19 protein-coding genes are annotated in these 19,376 nt (G+C 59.7%); 6 read left to right on the top strand and 13 right to left on the bottom strand.

Annotation, left to right across the window (positions count from 1 at the left end; translation table 11 throughout):
* The coding region (locus B4F27_RS13735; RefSeq protein ID WP_286759901.1) for an efflux RND transporter periplasmic adaptor subunit at positions 1-827 on the top strand (827 nt) is incomplete at its 5' end.
* Positions 824-3,973 carry an efflux RND transporter permease subunit gene (locus B4F27_RS13730; protein ID WP_286759900.1) on the top strand — a complete coding sequence of 1,050 codons (3,150 nt, stop codon included), beginning with the start codon at positions 824-826 and terminating at the stop codon, positions 3,971-3,973. The genes B4F27_RS13735 and B4F27_RS13730, both read left to right, overlap by 4 nt.
* Before the next feature lie 49 nt (positions 3,974-4,022).
* On the opposite strand, the gene B4F27_RS13725 is transcribed toward B4F27_RS13730, so the two are convergent.
* The 10 genes from B4F27_RS13725 to B4F27_RS13680 form a co-directional block, all read right to left on the bottom strand.
* Positions 4,023-5,330 carry a sialidase family protein gene (locus B4F27_RS13725; RefSeq protein WP_235183685.1) on the bottom strand — a complete coding sequence of 436 codons (1,308 nt, stop codon included), beginning with the start codon at positions 5,328-5,330 and terminating at the stop codon, positions 4,023-4,025.
* A 28-nt stretch (positions 5,331-5,358) separates the two neighbouring features.
* Positions 5,359-5,817, bottom strand: coding sequence for a c-type cytochrome (locus B4F27_RS13720; protein WP_235183686.1), 459 nt, complete (start codon positions 5,815-5,817; stop codon positions 5,359-5,361).
* Complete coding sequence (locus B4F27_RS13715) at positions 5,804-7,117, bottom strand: ABC transporter transmembrane domain-containing protein (RefSeq protein ID WP_037941722.1); 1,314 nt, start codon at positions 7,115-7,117, stop codon at positions 5,804-5,806. The genes B4F27_RS13720 and B4F27_RS13715 overlap by 14 nt, the downstream gene beginning before the upstream one ends.
* A gap of 8 nt (positions 7,118-7,125) precedes the next feature.
* Complete coding sequence (locus B4F27_RS13710; RefSeq protein WP_221227930.1) at positions 7,126-7,656, bottom strand: cupredoxin domain-containing protein; 531 nt, start codon at positions 7,654-7,656, stop codon at positions 7,126-7,128.
* An 86-nt stretch (positions 7,657-7,742) separates the two neighbouring features.
* Positions 7,743-8,459 carry a copper-binding protein gene (locus tag B4F27_RS13705; protein WP_037941725.1) on the bottom strand — a complete coding sequence of 239 codons (717 nt, stop codon included), beginning with the start codon at positions 8,457-8,459 and terminating at the stop codon, positions 7,743-7,745.
* Between the two features lie 46 nt (positions 8,460-8,505).
* Positions 8,506-9,864 (bottom strand): multicopper oxidase family protein, encoded by a 1,359-nt coding sequence (locus tag B4F27_RS13700; protein ID WP_132998290.1) that lies wholly within the window; start codon positions 9,862-9,864, stop codon positions 8,506-8,508.
* Positions 9,865-9,875: 11 nt separating this feature from the next.
* A complete protein-coding gene (locus B4F27_RS13695) occupies positions 9,876-11,348 on the bottom strand; it encodes a TolC family protein (protein ID WP_286759899.1) in 1,473 nt (490 codons plus the stop codon).
* A complete protein-coding gene (locus tag B4F27_RS13690) occupies positions 11,348-11,569 on the bottom strand; it encodes a hypothetical protein (protein WP_221227929.1) in 222 nt (73 codons plus the stop codon). The genes B4F27_RS13695 and B4F27_RS13690 overlap by 1 nt, the downstream gene beginning before the upstream one ends.
* A gap of 73 nt (positions 11,570-11,642) precedes the next feature.
* Complete coding sequence (locus B4F27_RS13685; RefSeq protein WP_081858737.1) at positions 11,643-12,065, bottom strand: hypothetical protein; 423 nt, start codon at positions 12,063-12,065, stop codon at positions 11,643-11,645.
* Between the two features lie 198 nt (positions 12,066-12,263).
* A complete protein-coding gene (locus tag B4F27_RS13680) occupies positions 12,264-12,464 on the bottom strand; it encodes a heavy-metal-associated domain-containing protein (RefSeq protein WP_037941729.1) in 201 nt (66 codons plus the stop codon).
* 140 nt (positions 12,465-12,604) lie between these two features.
* On the opposite strand from B4F27_RS13680, the gene B4F27_RS13675 reads away from it, so the two are divergent.
* The 4 genes from B4F27_RS13675 to B4F27_RS13660 all read left to right on the top strand — a co-directional run bounded on the left by B4F27_RS13675 (position 12,605) and on the right by B4F27_RS13660 (position 17,342).
* The gene (locus B4F27_RS13675) at positions 12,605-15,112 is read left to right on the top strand and encodes a heavy metal translocating P-type ATPase (protein ID WP_037941730.1); all 2,508 of its coding nucleotides are present in this window, start codon (positions 12,605-12,607) and stop codon (positions 15,110-15,112) included.
* A gap of 18 nt (positions 15,113-15,130) precedes the next feature.
* On the top strand, positions 15,131-15,550 hold the full coding sequence (gene cueR, locus B4F27_RS13670) for a Cu(I)-responsive transcriptional regulator (RefSeq protein ID WP_037941731.1): 420 nt from the start codon (positions 15,131-15,133) through the stop codon (positions 15,548-15,550).
* Between the two features lie 132 nt (positions 15,551-15,682).
* Positions 15,683-16,555 carry a DUF305 domain-containing protein gene (locus tag B4F27_RS13665; RefSeq protein ID WP_037941732.1) on the top strand — a complete coding sequence of 291 codons (873 nt, stop codon included), beginning with the start codon at positions 15,683-15,685 and terminating at the stop codon, positions 16,553-16,555.
* A gap of 22 nt (positions 16,556-16,577) precedes the next feature.
* Positions 16,578-17,342 carry a MauE/DoxX family redox-associated membrane protein gene (locus B4F27_RS13660; protein WP_184583059.1) on the top strand — a complete coding sequence of 255 codons (765 nt, stop codon included), beginning with the start codon at positions 16,578-16,580 and terminating at the stop codon, positions 17,340-17,342.
* A 103-nt stretch (positions 17,343-17,445) separates the two neighbouring features.
* Here the strand turns inward: B4F27_RS13660 and B4F27_RS13655 are convergent, their stop codons facing one another.
* Genes B4F27_RS13655 through B4F27_RS13645 form a run of 3 tightly spaced genes read right to left on the bottom strand, consistent with a single transcriptional unit; the run spans position 17,446 to position 19,366 of the window.
* A complete protein-coding gene (locus tag B4F27_RS13655; protein WP_037941734.1) occupies positions 17,446-18,186 on the bottom strand; it encodes a cytochrome c biogenesis CcdA family protein in 741 nt (246 codons plus the stop codon).
* The gene (locus B4F27_RS13650) at positions 18,183-18,674 is read right to left on the bottom strand and encodes a hypothetical protein (RefSeq protein ID WP_051843822.1); all 492 of its coding nucleotides are present in this window, start codon (positions 18,672-18,674) and stop codon (positions 18,183-18,185) included. Before B4F27_RS13650 ends, B4F27_RS13655 begins: the two co-directional genes overlap by 4 nt.
* A complete protein-coding gene (locus B4F27_RS13645) occupies positions 18,671-19,366 on the bottom strand; it encodes an SCO family protein (protein WP_235183688.1) in 696 nt (231 codons plus the stop codon). Before B4F27_RS13645 ends, B4F27_RS13650 begins: the two co-directional genes overlap by 4 nt.
* Positions 19,367-19,376: the final 10 nt, after the last annotated feature.

The raw sequence follows: 19,376 nt of genomic DNA, 5'->3' as shown, positions 1-19,376 counted from the left end.
GCAGTAACCTTCCGATGGGGCCTGTAACGACCGGATCAATCGTTGAAGCGGGCGAACCGCTGGCGATGCTCTATTCTCCGGATATCGTCTCGGCGGCCGCACAGTATGTTTCGGACCTGCGAAGTGGTGAAGGGCGCGTGGAAGGCAGCCGTCAAAGGCTGGCAAACCTGGGAGTTCCCGTGTCAGTGATCGACAAGATCGCGGCGGACAGGCGTGCGCCGGTGCAAATCAGCCTGATGGCACCGCGGTCGGGCGTGGTTCTGGAACGAATGGCCGTCGAAGGCATGATGTCCGAGGCTGGCGAAACGCTGTTTCGTATTGCCGATACCTCGGTTGTCTGGGTCTTTGCGGACGTGCCGGAATCCGCTCTGATCGGCCTTGCGGACGGAAACGCGGCCACGATCACCTTTCCCGGCCTGCCGGGCGAAACCTTCAGCGGCTTGATCGACAAGATATACCCTGAGGTCGATATGCAGACCCGAACTGCACGCGTCCGCATCGATCTGCCCAATACTGAGGGACGCCTGCTGGTCAACATGTTTGCTGATGTGGCTTTGGCGACGGGCGACGGCGCGCCCGTGGTGCAAGTGCCGGAAACGTCAGTGATCGACACCGGCGATCGCCAGGTGGTGATCCGGGACATGGGAGAGGGTAAATTCGCGCCGCAGGATGTGGTCGTGGGGCGACAGGCCTCCGGAATGGTGGAAATCCGCGAAGGTATTGCCGAGGGCGACCGGGTCGTCACCACCTCGACCTTTCTGATCGACGCGGAAAGCAACCTGAACGCCGCCCTGGCTGCGCTGGCCTCCCCGGAGGCAAGCGAATGATCGCGCGTGTCATCGAATGGTCCGCCCGGAACCTTGTTCTGGTGTTCTTTGCCACGGCCCTGATCATCGCCGCCGGGGTCTGGTCACTGCGCAACTTGCCGATCGACGCTATTCCCGATCTGTCGGACGTGCAGGTGATCGTGCTGACCGACTACCCGGGCCAGGCCCCTCAGGTGGTGGAGGACCAGGTCACTTATCCGCTGACCTCGGCCATGCTGACGGTGCCGCGATCCCGCGTCGTGCGCGGGTTTTCGTTCTTCGGCATTTCCTTTGTCTACATCATCTTCGAGGACGGCGTTGACCCGTACTGGGCGCGGTCGCGCGTGCTGGAATACCTCAACGCCGCAGCGGCTCGCCTGCCGGACGGGGTGACACCAGCCCTTGGTCCGGATGCGACGGGGGTGGGCTGGGTCTACCAATATGCGATCACCGGCGAGAACCTGAGCCTTGCTGAATTGCGGTCGTTGCAGGATTGGGTAGTGCGTTTCGGGGCCAGCCGTGCAGAGGGCGTGTCCGAAGTGGCCAGTGTCGGTGGCTTCGTTAAGCAATACTCGGTCACAGTTGACCCGGTCCGGATGCGCGCGCAGGGGATCACGCTGTCTGATATCGGCAAGGCCATCTCCGAGAGCAACATGGACACCGGCGGGCGCACGGTGGAGCTGTCCGAGTTCGAATTCATGGTGCGCGGACGCGGCTATCTGGCGGGGACCGAGGATATCGGCAACATCACCCTGCGCAGCATTGGCGGGGTGCCGATCAACCTGAAAGACGTCGCACGGATCGAAATCGTCCCCAGCGAACGCCGCGGCATCGCCGAGTTGAACGGTGAGGGCGAGGTCGCCAGTGGTATCGTGCTTCAGCGGGTGGGTGCCAATGCGCTGGATGTGATTGAAAACGCCAAGGCAGAACTGGACGTGGTGGCCCAAAGCCTGCCGGAAGGAGTCGACATCGTGCCGGTCTATGACAGGTCCGACCTGATCCTGTCGGCAATCGAGACGTTGAAAACAACGCTGCTCGAAGAAAGCCTTGTCGTGGCGGGGGTAACGATCATTTTTCTGTTGCACGTCCGCTCCGCCCTCGTGGCGATCATCATGCTGCCTGTCGGATTGCTCATGGCCTTCACGGCAATGAAATTTCTCGGGATCGGGGCCAATATCATGAGCCTCGGCGGCATTGCCATCGCGATCGGCGCGATGATCGACGCGGCCATCGTGATGATCGAAAATGCGCACAAACACCTCGAACGGGCCGCCCCTGACAAGCCACGCATCCAGGTGCTGATCGAAGCGGCAAGCGAGGTCGGCCCCGCGCTGTTCTTCAGCTTGCTGATCATCACTGTCTCGTTTCTGCCAATCTTTTCGCTTGAAGGACAGGAGGGACGCATGTTCGGCCCGCTCGCCTACACCAAAACCTTCTCGATGGCGGCAGCAGCGTTCCTGTCGGTGACGCTGGTGCCTGCGTTGATGGTGGTTTTCGTGCGGGGTCGGATCATCCCTGAACACAGGAATCCGGTAAACCGCGTGCTAATCGCGGTCTACCGCCCGATTATCAGCGCCGTGTTGAAGGCCAAGAGCCTTACGATCATCGTGGCCATTGCGGCACTGGTAATCACCATCTGGCCCGCGCGCCAGCTGGGGTCTGAATTCATGCCTGTCCTGAACGAGGGCACGCTTATGTACATGCCGACCACGCTGCCCGGGCTTTCGGTCACCAAGGCCGCCGAGCTGATGCAGACCCAGGACCGCATCATCAAGACCTTCCCCGAAGTGTTGTCGGTTTTCGGCAAGGCAGGCCGCGCGCTGACTGCGACCGATCCAGCACCGACGGAGATGTTCGAGACGATCATCCAGCTCCGCCCGGAAGACGAATGGCGTCCCGGTGTCACCATCGAAAGCCTGCGGCAGGAAATGGATGCCGCGCTGCAATTTCCCGGCGTGTCGAACGCCTGGACGATGCCGATCCGGGCGCGAATCGACATGTTGTCCACCGGCATCCGCACACCAGTGGGGATCAAGGTCTTCGGTACCAGCCTGACCGAGATGGAAAAGGTAGCCCGTGAGGTCGAAGCCGTCGTGCGCACGGTGCCAGGAACGACCAGCGCCTATGCCGAACGGGTGATTGGCGGCTATTATCTGGACATCACGCCCGACCGCGCTGCCCTTGGCCGCTACGGTCTGTCGGTGCAGGATGTGCAGGAGGTGATCGGCATGGCATTGGGGGCCAAGGCCATCACGCAGACCGTCGAGGGCCGCGAGCGCTACGACGTCGCAGTGCGCTATCCGGCGACACTGAGGTCCGATCCGGAGGCCATCGGACGCGAGGTTCAAGTGGCGCTGCCGGGCGGTGGCACAATTCCACTCGGGGACGTAGCCACCATCGAACGCACTCGCGGAGCCACGTCGATCCGCACCGAAAACGGACAGCTTGCCGTCTATATCTTCGTCGATATCGTCGGACGCGATCTTGGTGGCTACGTGGCCGAAGCGCAGGCGGCGGTCGCGGCTTCCGTCACCCTGCCACCCGGCTATTCATTGGGCTGGAGCGGGCAGTTCGAGTACCTTGAACGTGCGAAACAGCGGCTGGCCACAGTTGTGCCGTTAACGCTGGCGCTGATCTTTCTGCTGCTTTACCTGAACTTCCGCCGTCTGACGGAAACGCTGATCGTGATGCTGTCGCTGCCCTTCGCGCTGGTGGGCGGCATTTGGCTCATGTGGTTCATGGGCTTCAACATGTCGGTTGCGGTGGCCGTCGGGTTTATCGCGCTGGCCGGGGTGGCGGCTGAAACCGGTGTGATCATGTTGATCTATCTCGATCAGGCGTTGAATGAAGCGCGTGACCGCGCGGGCGGCCGCGACCTGACCCGCGACGAACTCTACGCCGCGATCATGGTGGGTGCAGTAGATCGCGTTCGCCCCAAGATGATGACAGTTGTCGCAATCATGGCCGGCCTAATGCCGATCCTCTGGGCGCATGGAACCGGGTCCGAGATCATGCAGCGCATCGCAGTGCCGATGATCGGAGGTATGGTGTCGTCAACCTTGCTAACCCTGATCGTCATTCCGGCGGTTTATGCCATCATCAAAGGCTGGAGCTTCAAGAAGGCCGGTACAGCGCCTGATTTGGCCCTCGGGCAGGCCGCAGAATAAGGGCAACAGCATTAAGGAGGCATTGGGAATCGAGATGAATGCTTGAAACCTATGGCGTCAGAGCGACTTCAACGACGCGAATGGTGGTACTGCCGTCCGCGCCGCTGATTGGTTGCGTCCAGGCCACAAACGCCCCGGTTCCGCCAAGCGCCATCCTCGGAAAACCGACCGAACCGCCGCCTCGATTGATGTGGAGCGCCTGAGGCGCGACACATCCGGCATCTGGCGTTACGTGGCACATGACGATCGCTTCACCGCCTCCCACATATTCGATCCAGAGCGCCAATGCGCTGCCATCTGCAAATTGCAGGACGTCCACCCGACCTGCGGCTGCGCCGAGGTCAATGCGGAGCGGTTCGTCGAACTGCGCACCGCCATCGTCCGAAAAGGCGATACGAACCTTCGGCTCGTTCTCGGCTGCCGTGAACCAGATAACGGAAATCCTGTCGCCCATGGTATCAATGGCCGGGCCATTGACGGGGCATCCGGCGATTTCCCATCCGTCGTTATGGATCGTGGCGGGCTCCGTCCACTCCCCGTCGGCCTGCCGGACAGCCGATATATCGCGAATTTCATCGGCGGTTCTGTCACGATAGACCGCCACGATGTCGCCTGATGCAGTCCGCGTTGCAGAAGTCTGGCAACAGGTACAGGTGCGCACATCCAACAGGCTTTCTGGCTGCATCGTTCCGTCAAAGTTGATCTGCCGCGCGCGCAACTGCATCGTATTTTCGAAGCTGTCGCCTTCTGTCTGACTGCCATACTCCCGGCCATCCAGCCACAGCGCCGTCAATCCACCAAATTGGTCGGGTACCAACGAAACAAAACCATGCTCACGTTGAGACCTGTCATCGTGAGGGACAATCGAGTCAGTCCAGCTTCTGCCTTCATCTTTGGAAAAAGCGATTTTGACGTCGTATTGGTAATCGCCCGGTCCATTCAGCTCTAACCATTGTGCCGCCAAACCGCCACCAGCAAGCGCCACTACCGAAGGGAAGTCGGCCCAGTTGATGTAAATCTTTGACGATACATTAATTGTGCGGACGTCCGACCACTCACTGCCGTTGAGGATGGCCATGCGAACTTCCGCTTCGGTTCCGCTTTCTTCGGTCCAGCTCAGTAAAACCCTGCCATCCGACAAGGGTGCGAGTGATGGTTCGCGCGCATTGATGCCAACCGGTGATCCGCGGTCGGTCAATCTGAATAATCCGGTTTCCTCCGCGTATGATGCGGTGGACGAAGCGAGCAATGCACCAAGGATCAGAGTCGATGCAGCAGAACATTTACTCATGAACAGAATTTTCCCACCGTTATTGTTTTTCTGTGGCAAACCAAATGCTGATTGACCGTGCGCCAACTCCCCTTCTTTTGACCGACGAAAGTGCCTAGTCAATTCCGTTGGCCCGCTGCAAAGCTCGAATGTACGCCACGATAGCAAGGATGTCTGAGCGCGTCACGCCTTCAACCGCTGGCATGTTGCCAAATTCCCAGTGGTGCGCCCGAACTCCATTCTGCGCTGCAAGGACAAACGCCATGTCGCCGTGGTGGCTGGGTTCATAAATCTTGTGAACAAGCGGAGGAGCGACGCCATCTTGGCCCTGCGCGTTTCGACCGTGGCAAGCGGAACAGACCGCATCATAAGCGCTTGCGCCGATTTGCTCCTGCTCTGTGAAACTGTTTGGTAGCTTGACAGTAGCGAGAGCACCCGCGGAAAGCGCGATGCCCTCCTCCCTCTGGACGCCCGTCCGAGAGTGGCTCGGTTGCACAATGAACCATACTGCTGCAACGACGGCGACCAGAGCGAAAAATATCGCTGCCCATTTCATACTATCAAACTCTTTCATGATGTTGCGATGGCCCCTGCCTTTTTAGAGACGAAGCCGGGTATCTCAGTTGGGCTTGCTCGAATTGACTGACGTCCTGCGGCATGGTGTTGTCTGCTTGAACAATTGCGGATTGCTGGATCGATTTGTTGAAAAAGGTCGTGATTTCGTGGTACCGGATCCGCGTGTCTTCCAGCGTCTGATAGTAATTGAAGAGTTCTTTCAGCGGTGCCGAGAAGTCTTTGTGTGCGGCTAGGACGGCCACCAGGGCACCGAATGTGATACGCCCTTCGATGACGAAATATCCTCCCAATGAGTAGAACAGGAATGGGGTCAGCGCGGTTAGAAAATTGTTGAGGGCCTTGATGAAGAACTTCAGGCGGAAAATCTTCCTGCGGACGTGCTCAAGCTCTCTAAAACTCGCTCCGGCCGGTAGCAGTCCGGTCGGATTGACCTGCCGTTCATGCAACTGTTCGCTAAGCTGTCTGCCGAGCTGTCGGACTTCCTTGATTCTTGTACGTGAAAGGGCGTTGACACGCCGCTGTAGCTTGGGTAGCAGCACGAGCTGGATTGGCAGCACCGTCAGTGCGGCGGCACCCAACACAGGGTCCTGAACGAACATGAAAAACAGGATCGTCAACAGTGTACCACCTTGTAGGATTGGCAGCGTGAGGACATCTGCCGCGAAGCCACCTATGGGCTCAACTTCCTGTGCGAGAATAGGGACGATTTCGCTCTGGTTTCGGGAGTCGGGATCGCTGCGCCATTGCCGATAGACCAGCAGCCGGAAGCGCCGCAGAAAACGCTCAGCTACATATCCCTTGAACACGTTAAGGCCATATTTGTTTAGCCCATTCAGGATGATCGCCAAAAGGTAGAGACCACAGAGAAGCATTAGGAAAACGACCTGATCGACGTCTCGCCCCAAAACGGCAACGGGGAAACGATCAGAATCCAAAGCGTTGTTGACGATCTGCTTTGGCAGTTCGAGGGTCAAATATAGAATAGGCATCGCGATGAGGCTGACGACAATCATCAATGCCTGCTGCCTTCTGGAGTAGCGCAGGACCGTGCTGAAAAGACTGCCTTCAAGCCCCCGTATGGGTTCGGGGTGGAACGTAGGGGTGTGACGGCGCTTCCAAAGCTTGAGAATGCCGCGAATAGCAAGATGTGAGCCGACAGTGATCAGCAGCGCGGGCGCCAAGACCAGTATCAGATGAATGAACGGGTGAACCCAGTCTGGCGTCGCATCGCTGTAGTCGTACCCAAACGCGGCAGATACGTTGTGTACAAGCACGTGATACCTGTCCAGGAGTGACATCAAAAATTCTAACCCTTTGATTTCGGCGCAAGGTGATCGTGCACCATGATGACGCCCCACATGCCCGCTTCCCGGTGGCCGGGTATCAAGCACACGAACTCCAGGTTTGTCATATCGGAGAACTCCCAGATCAGGTCGGCATTTTGTCCACTTGGGATCAAAACCGAGTTGGCGCGATCATGTTGCATATCGGGGTGTTCGCGCATCCATTGCTGATGTTTCGCAATTTCGTCAAAGGAGCCGAGAAAGAACTCGTGATCCAGAGCGCCCGTATTGCCGATCAAAAACCGAACGACCGATCCCTTTTCAATCTGGATCGCGTCCGGCTCGAAAAGCATGTATCCGCTTTCTGTCTCCCTGATGGATATTTCGATCGTCCGGTCGAATGAGGAACCGACACCGGGCTTCCCGATCGCATCATGGCCAGGCAATTCAAAGGCCCGCGCATGAGGTTGCTGGCCTTTGCCACTAGAAGCGTTCACTGAGAAAGCCGGAAAGACGAGCACAAGGGCGGTGGTGCAGATTATCAGGAAATTCATAATGCTCGGCTATTTCCGTAGCGCTTGATTTTATTGCCTCAAAACGTTGGGGCCGGGCGTGTTCGCCTCGGCCCCATTGTCTATCTTCACTTCATCTGCGTGACAGTAAGCTTGCCCTTGACCCGGTCGGCAACGAACTCGATGTCCTGACCTTCCGCCATCTTGGCCATCATCGCTTCGTCCGCGCGGAACACCATCGTCATCGCGGGCATATCGAGGTTGACCAGAGGGCCGTGGATGATTGTGACCTTGCCGGCCTTGGCGTCGATCTTCTTGATGGTCCCGCTCGTATATTCCACGTCAGCCTGAGCCATCTGGTCCCCCACTGAGACCGCACGGTGCATTCCGGATTCGTAGTGACCCGGAATCAGGCACGCCGCTTCGAACGTACCAGCATTCGCGAACGTCCAGACGACCTCACCCGAAGCGCCTGCATCGAGACGGATTCGGTTCGGGTCGTCGTGTTCCATATCCATCTTGGCCATTTCGATCTTGTGCTCGGCGTTACGCTCGACTGTATCAAGGACGAATTCATGCTCCAGCTCACCCTTGTTCGTGATGTTGAAGCGGATGGTTTCACCCTCCTTGATGGTCATCTCTTCGCTCTCGATCAGCATTTCGCCTTCGTCGTTTTCGAGCAGAGTGACATCAATTGTGCGGTCCACATTGGCGGCTTCACCCGGCATACCGATCATCATTGCGGCCGGCTTGGTCTCACCGTGCCCGCCATCATGTGTGCCTGCGGCAAATGCTGGTGCCGAAAGCACCAACGCGAAGCTTGTCGTCAAAAGAAGATTTCTCATTTCATTGTCCTGTAGGTTGGTTTGGTTGGAGTTGACGAAGGGCCGTTCAGCCCTTCGAGTTTGGTTTTGGTGTGAGAATGGTCTTGGGACTGTTGTTCGAGGCGAACTCGGGCAATTCGCCGGTCCATTCGTAGGCCATCTCGCCCGGAGGATTTTCGTACCAGCCGGGATCGGAGTAATCGTCCGCGTCGATGCCGTCCCGCACCTTTACGACCGAAAACATGCCGCCCATCTCGATGGGGCCGTAGGGCCCCCAACCCGTCATCATCGGGATCGTGTTGTCAGGCAGCGGCATTTCCATTTTCGCCATGTCCCCCATGCCGGACATCCCCATGGGCATGTATTCCGGCTGGAACTGACGGATCTTCTGGGTCAGCGGCTTCTTGTTGACCCCGATGAACGTCGGCACATCGTGACCCATGGCATTCATCGTGTGGTGCGACTTGTGGCAGTGAATCGCCCAGTCACCCAGATGCTCTGCGACGAACTCATAGGCGCGCATCGCGCCCACGGGGATGTCGATGCTGACCTCCGGCCATTGCGCTTCTGGCGGTACCCAGCCACCATCCGTGCAGGTGACCTTGAAATCATAGCCGTGCATGTGGATCGGGTGGTTTGTCATCGTGAGGTTGCCGACGCGTACTCGCACCTTGTCGCCCTTGTTCACGACCAGCGGATCGATGTCGGGGAAGATCCGACTGTTCCATGTCCACAGGTTGAAGTCCGTCATCGTCATGATGCGGGGCACGTATGTGCCGGGATCGATGTCAAAGGCATTCAGCATGATCAGAAAATCGCGATCCACCGGCATGAAGGTGGGATCCTTGGGATGGACCACGAACATGCCCATCATCCCCATCGCCATCTGGGTCATTTCGTCGCCATGGGGGTGGTACATGAACGTGCCGGACTTCACCAAGTCGAATTCGTAGACAAACGTTTTTCCTGGCGGGATGCTGGGATGACTCAACCCGGAGACCCCATCCATGCCCGAGGGCAGGATGAGCCCGTGCCAATGCACCGTGGTGCCTTCCGGCAGCTTGTTGGTGACGTAGATGCGGACCCGGTCGCCTTCGACTGCTTCGATCGTTGGACCGGTGGACTGGCCGTTGTAACCCCACAAATGCGCAATCATGCCGTCTGCAAGTTCGCGCTCTACCGGTTCGGCGACGAGGTGAAATTCCTTGACCCCGTTGTTCATCCGGTGCGGCAGGGTCCACCCGTTCAGCGTGACCACTGGTGTGTAGTCCGGCCCTGACGACGGACGCGCCGTAATCGCCGTTGCCGCACTGTCCATCTGCGCGGCTTCGGGGAGGCCCATGTTCAGGGTTTGACCCCAGGCTTTTGAAGAGACCAGCGTTGCACCTGCGGCGCCGGCTCCGAGTAATTGACGTCTGTTCAACATGTCAGTTCCTTTCAGTGTCCTGCGCCGCCACCGGCGGCAAGTGATGCGCCTTCTCCACCAGCACCAGCACCAGCACCGCCTTCGCCGCCGCCATAGATCGCGGCGGTCAGATCGGCCTGTGCCATATAGAATTCGCGTTTTGCATTTGCCGCTTCCAGGGATGCGGCAAGTTTCTCGCGCACATCAGTCAGCAGCTCGAAAGTGTTGGTGATCATGCCGTTGTAGGACAGCAAACCCTCTTCTTCGACGGTCGTGCGTAGCGGCACCAGAACGTCGCGGTAGTGGCGAGCGATTTTGTATGCGGCATGATAAGAGGCTTCAGCACCGCGCGCTTCAGACCGGACGTTCACGGCCTTCTCTGCGAGCACGTTGGCCGCTTGAAGATAAGACAATTCCGCCTTGCGCATCCGGGCCTTGCCGGTGTCGTAGATCGGGATCGCGAACTCCACTTCCACCTGAGGCAAAGTCTTGGTTTCAATGTCGCCACTGCCTTCAACTTCACGCTCAAATTCGGCTCCCGCAACGATCTCCAGATCGCTGACAATGCGGGTCTGGTCGGTCAGACCAAACGCCTTGGCCTGCGCTTCCAGGCCAACTTTGGCAACACGCAGATCCACCCGATTTCTTAGCGCCTTGGCCTCGATGTCGGTCACACGGCCGACAGAACGCGGCAGTGAAGGAAGGGCATCTGGCACATAGTAATCGACTCCGGTGCCCCAGAGGCCCATCAACCTGGTCAAAGCCTCCTTGGACCGAGTGGCGTTCAATCGTGCCTGTGCAAGTTGCCCCGCCAGTTCGGCATTGAATGCCTGTTCGCGGGCCTGCCCAGCTTTGTTAAGTGCGCCGGTCTCGCCCAACCTCATCGCCAGTTCAGAGCCGGCGTCAGAGGTCGCTTTCGCGCGCCGCAGATAGCTCACTGCCTCGAAGGCGGCGACTGCATCGACCCATGCCTTTCGCGTCTGATTGGCCAGTGCAAGTGTGTCGTTCACGGCATTGAGCTGAGCCTGCCGGAAGCTTGCATCAGCAATGGCCATGCGCTGTTTGCGCGTGGTGGCATCGAGGACGTTCGACCGGATCAGCCCTTCGATCGCCCTGTAGGCACCGAGCTCAGGCGCACCGATTCCCAGGACGCCAATTGAGACGATCGGGTTTTCCGGCGTCGATTGCTGCCAAGCCTCAGCGGCCGAGAGGCCAACATTGACGTAAGACGCTTGCAGACCCTTATTGTTCAGCAACGCAACCTGAACCGCCGTATCGGCCGAGATCGTCTTCTGATGCACCATGCTGTGCACCTGTTTCTTGAGAGCTTCGTTTTCGGCCTGCGTTTCCGCAAACACGGTCCGTTTGCCGATCGCTGGCGTGATCTGGCTGGCCACATTGGCAAAACCGGCCTTCGGTTCGGTGTAGCTTCCCGGTACTGCGGTTGCGCAGGCACCCAAGAAAAGTGGCAAGCCAAGAACCAGCGGAATCTTAGATACCCGCATCAGTTGCCCTCCGTCTGCTCTTGATTGACAGACCGCCAATCACGGGGGCCGGTCGGACCACGATAGGTGTAGCCAGCCAATGGATCTTGATAGCTGATCGGAGACGAAACGGTCGCGTTGACGACAGCCTGTTGTGTCGCAACGGAGGGCAAAGGGGTAGGCTCATAGGCGCATGCGCCAAGCCCGAGGGCCGAAGCCCCCATAAGTAGATGAATTTTCATGAAGGTATCCTGATTGATGAACGATGTCTCACGCAGAGTCTGCGCAAGGCTCACACCCGGATTGGGCGCCGTTTCAGATCAGGAATCGAGGGGGCCGCAGAAACCCTGATGTTTCGACGGAATGCGTCTGACCGCTCAGGATCATATATTCTTTCGCAGCAATAGGATCCGGGAATACCAAGTCTGCGTCTGGAATGACGACAGAAATGCATATTCCGTTACAACACTGAGTTGATTGATGCTCTGTTTCACCAATGTCGGAGGATATGTCATCCACGTCAACTGTCGCCGGGTGTTTCATGTGGTCGGCGTGGATATCAGTTCCCTGACCAACAGTCGGTTCGCTGAGAAGGGCGCTGATCGATCCAGAATGCTGACCATCATGCATTCCCGAGGCCGCGTGTGCCGCAGAAGGTGGAGAAAGAACCAGAGCCAACGCAAAAGCGAAGCAAGTGAGGAATTTCACCCATACCGAAGTGGCGACACGCATTCTCATGAACGGAAACTTGGACGTTTTGACAAATTAGTCAACGCTTACAGCGCGGGAAGGTTTGGCACATTCTAGCGAGGCAGGCGAATTCTCGCTGCAAGCGCTCAAAACTGTTGCGCAATAGGTACATAGCAACGTTCACCATTCAGACAGAAGAAGCGAAAATGGCAGGGAGTATGTCTTTAATGACTGGAATTGACGGGACTAAGTCAGTCTTTCCGATCCGTAGCCCGCATCGTGAATCGCTGCCTTCAGAGCGCTTTCATCCAATGCGCTATCTACCTCGACGGAACGCGCAGTCAGGTCACAGGTGACAGTCGCGTGTGGGTCTATCGTCACAATGGCCTTCTTTATCGACGCGGTGCAATGTCCGCAGTTCATGTCCGGCACGCTGAACCTGATCATCACGATCTCCTTCTTGCTGCTGCTACCTAGGGCGTTCCCCTATGGGAAGGTCAATGCCCGAAAAAATTTCTCGATGCACCTGTTGACCTTCCAGCGAATGGAACCCTTATCTCTCGGAGGATCAGAATCAGGAGATTTCCATGTCCGGTCCACACAACGTCCGAATTTCCCTTCAAAACATGTCCTGCGCCTCTTGCGTTGGGCGGGTGGAGCGTGGGCTTTCCGGCCTGCCGGGTGTCAGCGACGTTCGCGTCAACCTCGCCAGCGAGACGGCCCAGGCGCAGATCGACGGGCCGGAGCGCATCTCGGACATCGTCGAGAAGTTGGAAGAGATCGGCTATCCCGTCCGGACTCAGAGCGTTCGTCTGAACGTGGCCTCCATGTCCTGCGCGTCCTGCGTCGGGCGGGTGGACAAGGCGCTGGCGGCGATGCCGGGCGTGCTGGACGTGAACGTCAATCTGGCCTCGGAAACCGCCACGGTGACTTATCTCGAAGGCGCGGTCGTGGTCGCCGACCTGCTCAAGGCGGCGGTTGACGCAGGCTATCCCGCGACCCTGCCGCAGGACAGCGCGCGGGAAGACACGAGTGCCCGCAAGGATGAAGAGGCGCGCAGGCTGGCCCGCAGGACCGCTATGGCGGCGGCCCTCGCCCTGCCGGTGTTCCTGCTGGAAATGGGCGCGCACCTGATCCCCGGGATGCATGGCCTGATCGGCGAAACCATTGGCCACCGGGCCAGCTGGCTGATCCAGTTCGGTCTGACCACCGTGGTCCTGTTCTGGCCGGGGCGCAGCTTCTACACGCTCGGGTTTCCCGCGCTGCTCAAGGGCGCACCGGACATGAACAGCCTTGTCGCTGTCGGCACCTCGGCGGCCTATCTCTATTCCCTCGTGGCGCTCTTCGCGCCCGCGCTGCTGCCCGAAGGGTCGCGCGCGGTCTATTTCGAGGCGGCGGCGGTCATTGTCGTGCTGATCCTGCTGGGCCGCTGGCTGGAAGCCCGCGCAAAGGGCCGGGCCGGGGCCGCGATCCATAAGCTGCTAGGCCTTCAGGCCAAGACCGCACGAGTGGTGGTGGGCGGAGAGCCGCAGGACGTGGCTATCGAACGTATCACTGCGGGCGACATCCTGTTGGTGCGTCCCGGAGAGCGGATCGCGGTGGACGGCGAGGTGACCGAAGGCAGCGCGCGTGTCGATGAGAGCATGATCACCGGCGAACCGGTGCCGGTTGCCAAGTCGGTGGGCGACCCCGTCACAGGCGGGACGGTCAACGGCTCCGGTGCCTTTCGGTTCCGCGCGACGCGCGTGGGGGCGGATACGACGCTGGCCCGGATCATCCGCATGGTCGAAGAGGCGCAGGGGGCGAAGTTGCCGATCCAGGGGCTGGTCGACCGGATCACTCTGTGGTTTGTGCCCGCGGTCATGGCTTTTGCCGCCCTGACCGTCTTGGTCTGGCTGCTGGCCGGGCCGTCACCCGCCCTGTCCTTTGCGATGGTCGCCGGTGTTTCGGTCCTGATCATCGCCTGCCCCTGCGCGATGGGGCTCGCTACACCGACCTCGATCATGGTGGGCACAGGGCGCGCCGCCGAAATGGGCGTGCTGTTCCGCAAGGGCGATGCGCTGCAACAGCTTTCGACAGTGGATGTGGTGGCGCTGGACAAGACCGGCACGGTGACCGAAGGCCGCCCCGAGCTGACCGATCTGGTGCTGGCCGACGGCTTTGACCGCGCCGAGGTGCTGGCGCTGATCGCGGCGGTCGAGGCGCAGTCGGAACATCCCATCGCCGAGGCCATCCTGCGGGCGGCGGAGGCCGAGGGCGTTGCCCGTCACGACGCGCAGAAATTCACCTCCATCACCGGCTACGGTGTCCGGGCAGAGGTTTCGGGCCATGACGTGCTGGTGGGGGCCGACCGTTTGATGACGCACGAAGGGCTGGACATCGGTGCGTTGGCCGACGAAGAGCGCCGCCTGGCCGAACGGGGCCGCACCGCGCTTTACGCCGCCATCGACGGACGCGTTGCCGCCGTCATCGCCGTGGCCGATCCGGTGAAGCGGTCCAGCGCGGCAGCCATCCGGGCGCTGCACGATCTGGGCCTGAAGGTTGCCATGATCACCGGCGACAAGCGCGAGACGGCAGAAGCCATCGCGCGCGAGACCGGCATCGACCATGTGATCGCGGGTGTGCTGCCGGATGGCAAGGTCGCGGCATTGGACGATCTGCGCGGCACGGGCCAGCACATCGCCTTTGTCGGCGACGGCATCAACGATGCGCCCGCGCTTGCCCATGCGGACGTGGGCATCGCCATCGGCACCGGCACCGACGTCGCCATCGAATCCGCCGATGTGGTGCTGATGTCGGGCGATTTGCGCGGCGTGGTCAACGCGCTGGAAGTGTCGCGGCGTACGATGCGCAACATCCGCCAGAACCTGTTCTGGGCCTTCGGCTATAACGTGGCCCTCATTCCGGTGGCGGCGGGGCTGCTCTACCCGGTGTCGGGCCTGCTGCTGTCGCCGGTGCTGGCGGCTGGGGCAATGGCGCTCAGCTCGGTCTTCGTACTGACGAACGCGCTGCGCCTGCGCCGTGTCCGCCCGGCGATGGACGACGCGGCGAAGGCCGCGACTGCCCCCCGCATGTCCCCCCTCCCGGCAGAATGAAACAAGGAGAAAACGATCATGAATATCGGAGACGTGGCCGACCTGTCCGGCCTTCCTGCGAAGACCATCCGCTACTACGAGGACATCGGGCTGGTCGAGCCGCTGCGCAGCGCGAACGGTTATCGCAGCTTTCGGCAGAGCGACGTCCACAAGCTGGCGTTTCTCGGGCGAGCGCGTGCGCTTGGCTTCACAATCGAGGACTGCCGGAGCCTGCTGAAACTCTATGCCGATACCGACCGCGCCAGCGCGGAGGTCAAGCAGATCGCCGAGGAACACCTCGACCGGATCGACCGGAAAATCGCAGAACTGACCGAGATGCGCGCGACGTTGTCGCACCTTGTCGATGCCTGCGCTGGCGATCACAGGCCTAATTGTCCGATTCTCGCAGATCTGGCTATGGAAGAGGATAAGACCCGGACCGCCAGGGCAGCGGATTAAGCGGGCTTAGATACGTCCCGCAGCGGGCAGCGCCACCCACAAGGTGCGACTGGCTGCAGCTATTTCGGAACATTCCAGCGCGGGAAAGTTGTTCCACCTCTAGACTTCACGATTTCGAGAGAGGACAACTTCATGTCATATGGCCGCTTTTTCGCGATGATCGCCACATCTACCGTCGTCATGTTCGGTCTGATGTATCTCAATACCTACCTCTGGACGCATGTGTTCTGGTCGGAAACGCGGGCCTACATGGCTCTCCTGATGGGTGCCACCATGGCGATCATCATGCTGGGCTTCATGCTGTCGATGTATTCCAGCAAGATGGCTAACGCCGCCTTCTTCATCGGTGCCGCCGTGGTCTTTGCCGCCTCGCTTTGGCTGGTCCGCAGCCAGGTGACGGTGGGCGACACCAGCTACATGCGGGCAATGATTCCGCACCACTCGATCGCGATCATGACCTCCAGCCGCGCCGATATCTCGGACCCGCGCGTGCGCAAGCTGGCGGATGAGATCATCTATGCGCAGGACAAGGAAATCGCCGAGATGCGTTATCTGGTGAACGATATCGACGCCAACGGTGACAGTCTGGCACAGTCAGAAAGCGGACCGACGCAGATCATGAGCCTTGACGAGGCGCTATCAACCCCGGAAATCGCCATTCTCGACCTCGAATTTCTTACTACGGAGGACATTGCGCAGATGTTTCCCGGCGGCGCGGCGTGCACGTTCACCTACACCACCACAAGCAGGCCTGCGCTGGCGGTGGGCCGCATCGACGGTGGGAGTGTAGCTCTCGCCAAGATCAGCGGCGATCTGGTGCGGCTGGAGGCTGGCGACGCCGGAAGCACTTGGGGCACGGAAGGCATGACAGTGGCGTTGAGCGCGCCGAGCGGAACCGGCACATTGGACGCAAATAGTGGCGAAATGCAGGACGCCGATCTCGTTCTCGAACTTGGGTCCGGTCTGCGTGCAGGGTATCGCGGATATTACGGTTGCGGTGCCTGAACCAGAAACTGGAGGAAACACTATGCCGAATGACGCATCGAAATCAGCCCAACTCTACCGGATGGTCATGCCGGATCATCTTTGCCCCTATGGCCTGAAGTCCAAGGACCTGCTCGAACGCGAAGGGTACGAGGTTGAGGATCATCACCTGACGACACGCGAGGAAACCGATGCCTTCATGGAAAAGCACGGGGTCGAGACCACGCCGCAGACCTGGATCGGCGACAAGCGGATTGGCGGCTACGACGATCTGCGGGTCCATTTCGGCCTCGACGCGCCGGAAAGCGAGCGCTCGGACACCTCCTATCGGCCGGTGATCGCGATCTTTGCCGTCGCGTTTCTGATGGCGCTCGGCCTGTCATGGTACAGCTTTGGAACCATCCTCAGCCTGCGCGCGCTGGAATGGTTCGTCTCGATCTCGATGTGCTTGCTTGCAGTGCAGAAGCTTCAGGATGTCGAGAGCTTTTCGACCATGTTCCTGAATTACGACCTGCTGGCGCGCCGCTGGGTGCGCTACGGCTATCTCTATCCCTTCGGAGAGGCCTTCGCCGGTATCCTCATGGTCGCCGGGGCGCTCACCTGGCTGTCGGCACCCGTGGCCTTGTTCATCGGCACCGTCGGCGCGGTTTCGGTCTTCAAGGCCGTGTACATCGACAAGCGCGAGTTGAAATGCGCCTGCGTCGGGGGCGACAGCAACGTGCCACTAGGGTTCGTCTCGCTCACCGAGAACCTGATGATGATGGTCATGGGTATCTGGATGCCGATCCGGGTCTACCTGATCGGCTGACGGCCCCGCGACCTCTACAGAGGCGCGGCGTGTACGACCTTGCTGAGTGGTGGAGATGATCCTCACCTACCAGCCATCGCGCCAAGAGCTGGTTCGAGGTTCGTCAGCCGATCGTCGCGAGAAAGGGAAACGTCCCCAGCAACCAATAGGCAAACCGTGACAATTGCCCGGTCATGATGGCAATGCCCATGATGATCATGGCAACACCCGCGCCCTTGTAGAGCCAGCGACCGGCCTTGCCGATCTGCCTGACCCGCGCGGCGATGGCGTCGGTGAACAGCGCCGCCAACAGGAACGGCACCCCCAGCCCCGCGGAATAGATCGACAGCAGCCAGATGCCGTCCGACATGCCGCCGGACGTCGAACTGAGTGTCAGGATCGCGCCGAGGATCGGTCCTATACAGGGTGTCCAGCCAAAGGCGAAGGCCAGTCCCAGCACGTAGGCCCCAAACGGGCGACCGCCGGGAATGTCGAGATTGAAACGGGTATCGCGCGAGAACGTCTCCAGACGAAAGACACCCAGCATGACCAGTCCGAACAGAATGATGATCGCGCCGCCGAGAAAGTTGAGCTCGGAGCGCCATGTCAGCAGCAGGGATCCGAGCGCGCTGGCCCCGGCCCCGAGGGCGACGAAGACCGTCGAAAAGCCCAGGACAAAGCAGGCACTCAACCCGAGCGCCCCGGCGCGCGCCCGCAAGCCGACCGACCGCGTCGTGCGCAAATCCGGCTGACCCGCGATATAGGATACGTAGCCCGGCACCAGCGGCAGGACGCAGGGTGATAGGAAAGAGATGGCTCCCGCCAGGAATGCCGCGAAAATGCCGATGCCGGAAATATCCATCATACATCACGCTCGGTGCTGAAGGGCCACACGGCCCACCAGAACGCGACCAGCGGGACCACCATCCATTGCAAAACAGGTGACAGGCCCGCATCGAGGATCGGAATGATCGGCATCAGGTCCGAATAGGCCCATGCCTCACGGATCACGATGTTGAGCCATTCACTGAACAGCGTGTATCCCAGCCCGAACACCACCGTCAGGACGGTCACAGACCGCCGCGTGGAGGCGACCAGAGGCCAGCCCTGGCCCGTCAGCATAAGGGCAAGCATCAGCGCGCTCATGGCGATCAGGATATCACCACCCGTGCAATGGACGGCTGCGAAAACGATCTCACCCCAAGTGCCCTCGTTCCAGATCGTGTAGAGCGGCATATGCGCGAACTCCCAGAACAAGTTGGCCGGGATGATCACCGCAAAATACCGACGCAGAGCTGTCAGGGAAATTCCGTCTGTTAAGGACAGCCTGACGCCAGTCGCGACGACACTCATTGAAACACACCTGTCAGCCGGTCCCACCAGCTGAGCTCCCGGCGTCGATGCTGGGCATTGTTGATCAACTCGCTGACATAGAGGATCAGGTTCACGTTCTTGAACTCCATGCCATGGAATTTTGCGGCGAACCGCCCACCGATATCCAAGACATGAGTGACTGCCCCGTGCATCATCATGTCGCTGTCGGCGGTCATCGTGAACTCAAGCCCAAAGTCCCGCGCCAGAAGGCGCGTGGTGTCTTCAGCCTGATCGGGCTGCTTGGTCAAAATGACCCAGTTGCTTTGATCGAACCCATGCCGATCCGCGTAATCGCGCAGCACGTCCGGCGTGTCGTTCACCGGATCGGTCGTGATCGAGATGAACTGCACTAAATCCTTCATCGGCCCGTCGTTGATCGAGGCCTGTATGGCCGCGATCTTTTGGGAGTGGAGCGGGCAGACATCCGGGCAGTTGGCGTAGATGAAGTGCAGGATGACCACCTTGTCGCTAAAATCCGACAAGCGCACGGGATTCCCCTCGGAATCCTGCAGCTCGAAACCCGGAGCCTGCGCTGCATCGATGGCTTGGAAGTAGGGCTCCATCTCGAACATGCGCGCATCCAGGTTTTCACCCGGATGATCGGCGAAGGCCGGAGACGAAATCGTGGTCACAAGTATCGCCAAAGCGGCGCGTCGTGTTAGTGCTGTCAATTCTTGAATC

The sequence above is a fragment of the Sulfitobacter sp. UBA1132 genome, assembly GCF_002311545.1.
Lineage (GTDB): Bacteria > Pseudomonadota > Alphaproteobacteria > Rhodobacterales > Rhodobacteraceae > Sulfitobacter > Sulfitobacter pontiacus.
Note: the sequence above shows the minus strand (reverse complement) of the source record. Positions and strands in the feature narration are given on the sequence as shown.